The sequence below is a fragment of the Okeania sp. SIO2F5 genome (assembly GCF_010692685.1).
GTDB classification, from domain to species: Bacteria; Cyanobacteriota; Cyanobacteriia; order Cyanobacteriales; family Microcoleaceae; genus Okeania; species Okeania hirsuta.
In genome coordinates this window covers 19,856-30,965 of sequence record NZ_JAAHGU010000010.1, presented here as the reverse complement: position 1 = coordinate 30,965, position 11,110 = coordinate 19,856, and the positions used below count along the sequence as shown (strand labels likewise).

General features: G+C 40.2%; 5 protein-coding genes and 1 pseudogene. 1 reads left to right on the top strand and 5 read right to left on the bottom strand.

Annotation, left to right across the window (positions count from 1 at the left end; genetic code table 11):
* Window positions 1-738 precede the first annotated feature (738 nt).
* From nifJ to F6K27_RS06610, 5 genes are all read right to left on the bottom strand, one after another.
* On the bottom strand, window positions 739-4,344 hold the full coding sequence (gene nifJ / locus F6K27_RS06630) for a pyruvate:ferredoxin (flavodoxin) oxidoreductase (RefSeq protein ID WP_287274557.1): 3,606 nt from the start codon (window positions 4,342-4,344) through the stop codon (window positions 739-741).
* 1,317 nt (window positions 4,345-5,661) lie between these two features.
* Window positions 5,662-5,979 (bottom strand): hypothetical protein, encoded by a 318-nt coding sequence (locus F6K27_RS06625; protein WP_124146232.1) that lies wholly within the window; start codon window positions 5,977-5,979, stop codon window positions 5,662-5,664.
* Between the two features lie 34 nt (window positions 5,980-6,013).
* A complete protein-coding gene (gene pflA, locus F6K27_RS06620; RefSeq protein ID WP_124146231.1) occupies window positions 6,014-6,745 on the bottom strand; it encodes a pyruvate formate-lyase-activating protein in 732 nt (243 codons plus the stop codon).
* Window positions 6,746-6,904: 159 nt separating this feature from the next.
* Entirely contained in the window at window positions 6,905-9,193 is a 2,289-nt protein-coding gene (pflB, locus tag F6K27_RS06615; RefSeq protein ID WP_353735945.1) for a formate C-acetyltransferase, read from the bottom strand.
* Window positions 9,194-9,377: 184 nt separating this feature from the next.
* Window positions 9,378-9,851, bottom strand: coding sequence for a hydrogenase maturation protease (locus tag F6K27_RS06610; protein ID WP_124146229.1), 474 nt, complete (start codon window positions 9,849-9,851; stop codon window positions 9,378-9,380).
* Between the two features lie 381 nt (window positions 9,852-10,232).
* Between F6K27_RS06610 and F6K27_RS06605 the strand changes: the two are divergent.
* Window positions 10,233-10,853 (top strand): annotated as a pseudogene (locus F6K27_RS06605) (sensor histidine kinase); the annotation flags it as partial.
* Window positions 10,854-11,110 lie beyond the last annotated feature (257 nt).

Below are 11,110 nucleotides of genomic sequence, written 5' to 3'. Positions count from 1 at the left end.
CAGGAGACAACCCACCCCTAACCCCTCCCAGGAGGGGAGGGGAAGACAGGAGGAACGGGGAATGAGCGAGGAGGTAGGATTCATTAATTGATAATGGATAATGGATAATTACCTCGGATTTTAACCGTTACGGAATTGAATATAAGGAAATATCCTAGCAATTTTTCCCCCTTAAAAGGGGAGGCTTTAAACCACAATTATTTAATTAGTATATGTTGATAATTCTATAATTACTTCAAGCCTTTAATCTCCCCCACTCCCCTACTCCCAACTATACAATAACTATTCAACCGGATTCTATATTAGAACTCAAAAATGCGTAATTCCTCAAACTATATCTTCAGGAGACAACCCACCCCTAACCCCTCCCAGGAGGGGAGGGGAAGACAGGAGGAACGGGGAATGAGCGAGGAGGTAGGATTCATTAATTGATAATGGATAATGGATAATTACCTCGGATTTTAACCGTTACGGAATTGAATATAAGGAAATATCCTAGCAATTTTTCCCCCTTAAAAGGGGAGGCTTTAAACCACAATTATTTAATTAGTATATGTTGATAATTCTATAATTACTTCAAGCCTTTAATCTCCCCCACTCCCCTACTCTCAACTATACAATAACTATTCAACCGGATTCTATATTAGAACTCAAAAATGCGTAATTCCTCAAACTATATCTTGTTGTTGGGTTGCGCTTGCGCTTAACCAAACCTACAGTTTTATCCCTCGGAAACTACTAGCTATTAGTAGTTTTTTCTGGTGTTTTCATAGCATCAGAATTACCGTTACCGTTACCATTGGAAATTTCTAATTTTCGAGCTGCCAAATATTCATACATCGCATAACGAGTATTAACATCTTCCTGCGCTTGTACTAATAACTCTTTGGCATCAGCAGGTTTGCTCTTGGTGAGCATTTTGAACCTATTCTCCTGATACATCGACTCGCCTACTGGTTTCTTGGGCGATCGCGTATCTAGTTGCAAAGGATTTTTACCTTGTTGTACCAAGTCTGGGTTATACCGATACAACAACCACCGACCGCTTTCCACCAGAGCTTTCTGATGACTCATGGCAGTGGTCATATTAATTCCATGAGCAATACAATGACTGTAAGCAATAATTAAAGATGGTCCTTCATAAGCTTCAGCTTCCAAAAATGCTTTGAGGGTATGTTCGTCTCGCGCTCCCATGGCAACGCTGGCAACATAAACATTGCCATAAGTCATTGCTATCAAACCTAAATCTTTCTTACCTGATGGTTTTCCTCCTGCTGCAAATTTAGCAACTGCCGCACGAGGAGTTGCTTTGGAAGACTGACCGCCAGTATTAGAATAAACCTCCGTATCCATAACCAAAATATTCACATTTCGACCGCTAGCGATAACGTGGTCTAAACCACCAAAACCAATATCATACGCCCAACCATCACCACCAACTATCCAAACAGATTTTTTCACCAGATAATCTGCCAAAGTAAACAATTGCTTTGCTTCTGGCGAATCTACCCCTTGCAATTTTTCCTTGACTTGAGCGACTCGCTCCCGTTGTTCCCAAATATCAGCTTCAGATTTTTGGGAAGCGTTCAGAATGGCATTAACTAAATTATTTCCCACAGTTGCCGCTACTTTTTGCAAAAGCTCCGCAGCAAATTGACCATGTTTGTCGAGAGACAGACGGAAACCTAAACCAAATTCGGCGTTATCCTCAAACAAACTATTTGACCAAGCAGGCCCGCGACCGTCTGCATTTTTTGTCCAAGGAGTTGTGGGTAAGTTACCGCCGTAAATAGAGGAACATCCCGTAGCATTTGCCACAACTGAGCGATCGCCAAATAATTGACTGACTAATTTAATATAGGGAGTTTCGCCACAACCCGCACAAGCACCGGAAAATTCAAATAAGGGTTCTTGCCATTGTTGTTGACGGATGCGGTCGAGATGGAGGGAGCGACGGTCGGGGTTAGGTAGACCCAGGAAGAAATCCCAATTTTCCCTTTCTTGTTCCCGCAATGGTAACTGCGCTTCCATATTTATTGCTTTGCGGGATGGCATAGATTTATTTTTCGCCGGGCAAATATCTACACACACACCACAACCAGTACAGTCTTCGGGTGCGACTTGGATAGTAAATTTCTGTCCGGAAAAATCTTTATCTTTGACATTTGTAGATTTGAATGTTGCCGGAGCATTATCTAACAAAGTCTCCTCATAAGCTTTACCACGAATGACCGAATGAGGGCAAACCATAATACACTTGCCACATTGCACGCAAACATCAGGGTCCCAAGCAGGAATTTCTTGAGTAACATTACGTTTTTCCCATTTAGTTGTACCTGTGGGGTAAGTTCCATCACATGGTAAAGCGCTGACTGGTAGTTGGTCGCCTTCCCTAGAAATCATTTTGCCCAAGACATCCCGGACAAATTCTGGCGCTGTGTCAGGAATGGGTGGTAAACGGTGGAGACTACTGCTAACTTCCGTGGGAATTTTAACTTCGTAGAGATTATCCAAAGTATTGTCAACCGCTTGTAAATTCATATTGACAATTTCCTGACCTTTTTTGCCGTAGGTCTTTTGGATATATTTTTTAATTTGAGCGATCGCCTCTTCTCTGGGCAAAACATTAGCTAAGGCAAAGAAACAGGTTTGCATTACTGTATTAATGCGTCCTCTCATCCCACTGTCACTAGCAACTTTATTTGCATTGATGACGTAGACTTTTAAATTCTTGCGGATAATTTGCTCTTGAATTTCCACAGGCAACTTTTCCCAAACTTCATCAGGAGCGTAGGGACTATTCATCAGAAAAATAGAACCGTTAGCTGCGGAGGTCAGAACGTCTAATTTTTCTAGAAAACTCCATTGGTGACAACCGACAAAATTTGCTTGGTCGATGAGATAAGTGGAACGAATGGGGTTAGCACCGAAGCGGAGGTGGGAGACAGTAACAGCACCAGATTTTTTCGAGTCGTAGACAAAATAACCTTGAGCGTAGTTGTCAGTTTCTCCCCCAATAATTTTAATGGAGTTTTTATTCGCACCGACCGTACCATCGGAACCCAAACCGTAAAACATTGCCCGCACCACATTATCTGGTTCGATAGAGAAACCTGCATCGAAAGGTAAAGATGTGTGAGAAAGGTCATCGTTGATGCCGACTGTAAAATGATTTTTGGGTTTATCGGCACTGAGGTTGTCAAAAACGCTCTTCACCATTGCCGGGTTAAACTCTTTAGAAGATAAACCATAACGACCGCCGACTACTTTTGGCATTGCGTCTGACCATTCTTCATTCAGAGCAGTAACTATATCTTGATAAAGAGGTTCGCCACTTGCACCAGGCTCTTTTGTCCTATCTAACACAGCAATTTTTTTCACTGTTTCAGGTAATGCTGCGACTAACCTTCTGGCATCGAATGGTCTATATAGTCTAACTTTCAATACCCCAACTTTTTCACCATTGGCAGTTAAGTAGTCTACAGTTTCGTGAACTGTTTCACAACCAGACCCCATGAGAATAATAACCCTGTCTGCATCAACAGCACCGTGATATTCAAAACATTGATATTGTCGCCCTGTCAGTTCGGCAAATTTATCCATTGCTTTCTGAACAATATCCGGAGTTGCCGTGTAAAAAGGATTAACACTTTCCCTAGCTTGGAAATAAACATCCGGGTTTTGAGCTGTACCCCGTAAAACTGGTCGGTCAGGAGTCAAACCACGAGCGCGGTGAGCAAAAACAAATTCATCATCGATCATTTCCCGCAAAACCATTTCTGGCAGAAGTTCAATTTTCTGTACCTCATGGGAAGTGCGGAAACCATCAAAGAAATGAATAAATGGCAGTCTTGCTTCCAGAGTGGCAACTTGGGAAACAAGTGCCAAGTCGTGAGCTTCTTGTACCGAAGCAGAACACAACATCGCAAAACCAGTAGCGCGGGCAGCCATCACATCACTGTGGTCGCCAAATATAGACAGACCTTGAGCTGCCAAAGAACGAGCTGCAACATGAATAACACAACAAGTGAGTTCCCCAGCAATTTTATAAAGATTAGGAATCATTAATAATAATCCCTGAGATGCTGTGAACGTTGTAGTTAGAGAACCTGTTTGCAACGAACCATGTACTGCTCCGGCCGCCCCACCCTCACTCTGCATTTCAACCACACTCGGAACTGTACCCCAAATATTCGGCGTGCCTTGGGATGACCAAGCATCTGCCCATTCACCCATTGGTGAGGAGGGGGTAATGGGATAGATGGCAATAACTTCATTGAGTTTGTGGGCAACACGGGCAACTGCTTCGTTACCATCCAGTGTTGCAAAAGTTTTGTCACTCATAGATATTCTCCTGTTGAAATTCTCTGGTTATTTACAAATATTGTGGATTTTTGACATCTCCAGGGGTTGAAACACCCTGGATTCTGCGGTTAACCCACCGCAAATGGGACGGGGCGTTTAAAGTGCGGAATTTACTTCCGCACGCAGTCCCTCATAAATCCACATTTGCTTCAAGCCTGAAGGGCAGACTTCTAGGCTTCTCGGCATAGACTATTATCTAGCTGTTAGCTTACTTTTTTTCAATAGCTTTCACGAGTGGTTTTACTTAATATGTTGGAGCAATCTTCTCGCTGCTCTAGCTGCCTTCTTGCTTTTCGGTGCTGAATGCGGAGCTAACAGCCGTCGTAGGAAATCTATTCCCCGTCTCCTGTCCACCGGAATTTCACCGCACTAGCTAGAGATCATGGCAACAAACCTTGTTCTTACTTGCTATTTCTATTATAGCAGAACTTCACTCCGCTTTATTACCCGCGTGTCGTTATTCAACCAGCCGTTAAAACGGGCACTGCGTACTTCCTCCCGAAGCTTTTTAGGTTTAGTAATTTATTAATTAGATCTATTTTGAATATTCTACCTGTTTCTTACTTCTAAAAATTGATGTTTTTTTTACACCTATATGCAGCTTTTTTTGCTAAATCTTTTGTTGAGTTGGTATTGGACGAGAACAAAATGGGGGTCATGTATTTTTTAATACACAAGGCTTTTGAAAATTAACTCTTGGGATTTATTAATAAAAAAGCTTTAAAACTTATCTAACAATAAAATTTGTGTTAAAGCGTCGTGAATACCTATTTCTGCCATCGGAGAAAGTTCCTCCCCAAATTGAAAATTGAATACAGGAATTAATATCCACCAAGCGGGAGGTACGTAACTGTAAATAGGGTCTGCTGAAAAAATTGGTTGGTGGAGGTAGGACACGGGGACGCGGAGACGCGGAGACGGGTCGATGTGTGGGGAACAGGCAACAGTTTCGGCCATTTTATGTGAAGAAATTTTCTTGAATTTCAGCAGAAAATTTCAGTAAATTGATGCCAATAAGAGCCAAGAACGACGATATAATACCAAATTCACGCAAAGGCAGTTACATCTTAATTTGTGATTTATTCCTAAAAGAAAAAATTATAAATTCTATAAATTCTAAAATTTCCACCTTTTTTCCTCTTTAATATTTATGTTTTTCTTTCTCTGTTCCCAGCTTCGGTGTTCCCTGTTCCCTGTGTCTTCACGCTTTGCAATATTTTATGAAATTGGTATAAACTGAATATAAAAAGCTCATAAGCCTTAGCTATACTGACTTTTAGCTTTATTCAGCAAGCCCTAAATAAACTGACTGAGAGCAAGTAGCGATAGAGGATCTACAACTTGCCCCACACAATTTTTAAGGTGAGGAAGGGGTGGAGCGTAATTGTAATAACCAACAAGTAATTCAGGCGAGTCCCAAGGGCGATAAACATCAACAAAAATGACTAACTTGGCTTCAGACATTGGTTTTGCTAGGTCAGGGGTAAGTTGGAGGAGAGGGAGCGATCGCAAATTCAACAATTTCCAGTTTGCTACGAACTCTGCTACTCTTCTGCCTGCACCATAATCACTGTAGAAAATATTCCCATAACCTATTATTAATATTTCAGCCATTATTTATCTGCACTCTACCTTTTGCCTTCTCACATTATTGAACTATTAGGTTATGACTTTTGAAGATATTAATAGTTCTTTCTAATAATTCATCTGAAGGAGGTTCTGTTGTTTTGAGTTGATAATCATATCCTAGTTGTTGCCATTTGTATTCTCCCATTTTATGAAAGGGTAAAACTTCAACTCTTTCAACATTATCAAAAGGCTCTATAAATTCAGCTAATCCAGTTACATTATCAATGGGATCTGTCAAGTCAGGGACTAACACAAACCTTATCCATGTTGGCTTATGAATTTCGTTGAGATACCGAGCAAAATTAAGGGTTGGTTCCAGAGAAACATTGGTTACTTTCTGGTAAATTTTTGGATCAAAAGATTTAATATCTAATAATACCAAATCTGTATATTCTAAAACAGATTTAGCAACGTTCAAATGGACATATCCCGATGTATCTAAAGCAGTATGAATTCCTAGCAGACGACATCTTTGAAAAATTTCTTTGACAAATTCAGGCTGCATCAGAGGTTCACCACCAGTTACCGTGACACCGCCACCAGAAAATTTAAAGTAAGACTGATATTTTTCAATTTCTAAAATCAATTCATCAACAGACATTGACTTGCCATTTTCCGTATGACGACAATCAGCATTATGGCAGTATAAACATCTTAAGGGACAACCTTTAGTAAAAATAACAAATCGAATTCCTGGACCATCGACCGTTCCACAGGTCTCTATTGAATGAATAATGCCAGTCGATCCCATGTAAATTACTCCTCTCGAAAATGCCTAAGTCCTGTTTTTATTATTGGAGATTGGAGAGGTGAACAGCTGTTCACCCCTACAAAATAATCAGCGATCGAGAAACTTTATCCCTTCTAACCTTTTCTTTCCTCCTGCCTACTGCCTCCTGCCTTCTGCCTTCTACAATTGATTGTGGAATGTCCGATTAATCACATCCAATTGTTGTTCGCGACTCAGTTTAATGAAGTTAACTGCATAACCTGATACTCGAATAGTCAACTGAGGATATTCTTCAGGACGGTTCATTGCATCTAGCAAAGTTTCTCGGTTGAGAACGTTAATATTGATATGATGTCCCGTGTCGTGGAAATAACCATCTAACATTCCTACCAAATTGTTTACTTTTCCATCGTCAGTTTTCCCTAATGCTTCTGGCACAATAGAGAATGTGTATGAAATTCCATCTTTAGCATTTTCATAAGGTAATTTGGCAATGGAAGCCATAGAAGCGATCGCTCCTTTAGTATCTCGTCCGTGCATGGGGTTTGCTCCCGGTGCAAATGGTTCCCCTGCTTTTCGTCCATCAGGTGTGCTGCCAGTTTTCTTACCATAAACCACATTTGAAGTAATGGTTAAAATTGACTGAGTAGGTGTTGCATGACGATAAGTTTTGTTTTTGCGGATTTTATCCATAAAACTGCTTAAAACGCCAGAAGTGATTTCGTCAACCCGCTCATCATTATTGCCAAACTTGGGATAATCTCCTGTCACTTCGTAATCAACCGCTAACCCTTCTTCATTCCGAATAACTTTGACACTTCCATATTTAATCGCCGCCAGCGCATCTCCCACCACAGATAAACCAGCTATTCCACAAGCCATAGTCCGATAAACATCGCGGTCGTGTAATGCCATTTCTAAAGTTTCGTAGCAATATTTATCGTGCATATAATGAATGACATTCAGACTATTAACATACAATTTCGCTAACCAGTCCATCAAAACGTCAAACTTAGCTGTCACTTCTTCATAATCTAGGTACTCACTGGTAATAGGAGCATAAGCAGGGGCAATTTGATCGCCGTGTTTTTCATCCTTACCACCATTAATAGCGTAGAGTAACGCTTTTGCTAGATTAACTCGTGCCCCAAAAAACTGCATTTGTTTACCAATTCTCATTGCCGAGACACAACAAGCGATACCATAATCATCCCCAAATTCTGGACGCATTAAGTCATCATTTTCATACTGAATAGAACTGGTATCAATGGAAACCCTAGCACAATATTGTTTAAAAGCGCGGGGCAACTGTTCAGACCAAAGAATCGTTAAATTTGGCTCAGGTGCAGGTCCTAAATTGTAGAGAGTATGCAAGAAACGGAAACTATTTTTAGTCACGAGGGGACGACCATCTGTTCCCATTCCACCAATTACTTCTGTCACCCAAACCGGATCTGCTGCAAATAACTGATTATATTCAGGAGCGCGCAAAAAGCGAACCATCCGCAGTTTCATCACGAATTGATCGATTAATTCTTGAACTTCAGCTTCAGCGATCGCTCCTGATTTCAAATCCCTTTCAATGTAAATATCCAGGAAACTAGAGACACGTCCCAAAGACATAGCTGCACCATTTTGCTCTTTAACAGCAGCTAAATATCCGAAATACGTCCATTGTACAGCTTGTTGACTATTCGTTGCGGGATTTCCCAAATCAAAACCATAACTTGCTCCCATGGTTTTCAATTTTTTCAAGGCTTTGATTTGGTCTGATATTTCTTCTCGTAAACGAATTACTTCCTCATCCATGACATCGTATTCAAGGGAATACAACTGTTCCTGTTTATCTTCAATCAGAAAATCAACCCCATATAGGGCAATGCGACGATAATCTCCAATGATACGTCCCCGTCCATAGGAATCAGGTAAACCTGTGATAATGCCAGAGTGACGAGCTTTCCGCATTTCCCGGGTATAAGCATCGAAAACCCCGTCATTATGGGTTTTACGATATTGAGTAAACACTTCATGGGTTTGAGGATCTATTTGATAACCATAAGCTTCTAAAGATTTCTCAACCACTCGAATGCCCCCAAAAGGCATAATTGCCCTTTTGAGGGGTTTATTCGTTTGTAAACCGACAATTTTTTCTAAATTTTGATTGATGTAACCTGCCCCGTAAGCAGTAATACCAGAAGGGATTTTCGTTTCTGCATCTAAAATGCCTTTTTCCCGTTCTTGGTTCATTAATTCTTTAACTTCAGTCCAGAGAAAGTCTGTTGATTCACTGATGTTTTCCAGAAAAGATTCATCCCCTGTATATGGAGTATAATTTTTCTGAATAAAATCTCTAACGTTAACTTCTTTTGTCCACGTTCCTTGTTTAAATCCTTGCCATGCTTCGTCTTTTGAAGTTATTTGGCTTTGTAGTTGCGAGAGGTTTTGTTCCGTATTAATATTGCTAACCATAAAACTTTATTGAGTGTATTTCTATTCTTTAACACCCACCTCCTTCACTATTATTATCCAACTATTTTTTGCTAATTGAACTATCACTTAAAGTTTTTTTACAAAACTTGATTTTGGCACATAACAAAAACTTGAGAAAATAACTGCTAAATTAAAAAAAAATTGTCAATAAAACTTTTAAACTTTAATTAACAAAAATATGTTGAATTTGTGCTAAAGCATCTGTAATTCCTTGAGCTGTTTCCCTCGAAAAATCTTCCCCAAATTCAAAATTAACTGCGGGTATTAATATCCACCAACTCGGAGGTACATTTTTATAAACAAATTGACTAAGAGCAAGTAGCGATCGCGGATCTCCTGTATGCCCAATATTTAAACCCTGACTCTCAAGTTCCCCCGTTTCTAGAGTGTGTGGAGTGTGGGGAACGCAAAGTTGATGTATCTGTAAACCTTGTTCAGAAGTTGCCGGATAAACATCAACAAAAATAACTAATTCTGCTTGAGATATAGGTTCTGCCAATTCTGGAGTAAGTTGATGAACTGGGAGCGATCGGATGTTCTGAAATTCCCACTCTGCTACTAACTCTGCCACCCGTTGACCAGCACCATCATCACTGCGGAGAGTATTACCGTAACCTATTACTAATATTTCAGTCATAATTTATAAGTATTTTTGTATTGCAGTAATTAAATTATAAGTAGACATCTCCAAAAATAAAAATATAGCAATGTGCGCTGGCATATTTACAAATTGTAGGAATTGTCCAATAGCTAAAAGTCTTATATTATTCCAACGGAGATGCTGCGCAAACAGATTTTTATTCCCCCTATTGCCTCACAGGAGTGCGCATTCCGCAAGCGAGCTGGCGTCGTCGCGGGGTCGCACCGCTGTTGCCTTCCGGAGCTGTTGCCTGCGCGCAGCGCTATAAAATCAATTATCGTATAGAAATTATCAATTATTTCTTCCTATTCCCTCTTTTGGAGGAGATGTTTAGTGTTTCATCAAATACGATATCAAGAAAGTTTGACCAACAAGAGTAATGAAATTATTGACTATGCAGAAGAAATTGATTTGGATTATAGTTTAGAAGACTTACCTAAAATAATTGATTCGATGACTATAGCGTGGGACAGATTAAAAAATATTAGCACTTCTCTGGGTACTTTTTCTCGTGCAGATAAAGATTATCAAGTACCTTTTAATATCCATGAAGGTATTGATAGTACTCTGTTAATTCTCAAACATCGCCTCAAAGCAAATCAACATCGCCCTGGGATTGAAGTAATTACAAATTATGGAGATTTACCAAAAAATTATTGTTTTACCGGTCAGTTAAATCAGGTATTTATGAATATTATTGCCAATGCTATTGATGCGTTAGATGAATCAAATACAGGTTTAAGTTTTGCAGAAATTGAGGTTAATCCTAACCGAATTAAAATTACAACTTCAATGGAAAATCAAGGAGTTAAAATTTCTCTTGCTGATAATGGTCAGGGGATGAATCAAGAAGTTAAAGCCAAGATTTTTGACCACTTATTTACAACTAAAGATGTGGGAAAAGGGACGGATTTAGGATTAGCGATCGCCCATCAAATTATCGAACATAAACATGGAGGAAATCTTGGTAGTGCAGAGCGCAAAGTGTGGGATCAGTAATTATATCATTCCAGTCCCAAGGGGCGATATAGCTGCCGCACTTGCTCCACCAACGCCAACCCCGAGCTTTGGGCAGCAGTATTGTGATGGCGATTATGAACCCAAATCCAATTCAAGTAGGCCATACGCCTGACACCACGCTCCGCGAACCCTAACCTAACTGTGATCTTTGTTTGTTCCCGTTCTACTAAACTTACCCAAACTTACCCAAGAGGGTTTTGGAGCTAGCTTCCTGTTTTGCTGACGCAATGCTGCGC

Bases quoted from the DNA above. Each gene is read 5' to 3' on its own strand.
- nifJ (WP_287274557.1), bottom strand. From the start codon at position 4,344: ATGAGTGACAAAACTTTTGCAACACTGGATGGTAACGAAGCAGTTGCC.
- pflB (WP_353735945.1), bottom strand. From the start codon at position 9,193: ATGGTTAGCAATATTAATACGGAACAAAACCTCTCGCAACTACAAAGC.
- F6K27_RS06610 (WP_124146229.1), bottom strand. From the start codon at position 9,851: ATGACTGAAATATTAGTAATAGGTTACGGTAATACTCTCCGCAGTGAT.
- pflA (WP_124146231.1), bottom strand. From the start codon at position 6,745: ATGGGATCGACTGGCATTATTCATTCAATAGAGACCTGTGGAACGGTC.
- F6K27_RS06625 (WP_124146232.1), bottom strand. From the start codon at position 5,979: ATGGCTGAAATATTAATAATAGGTTATGGGAATATTTTCTACAGTGAT.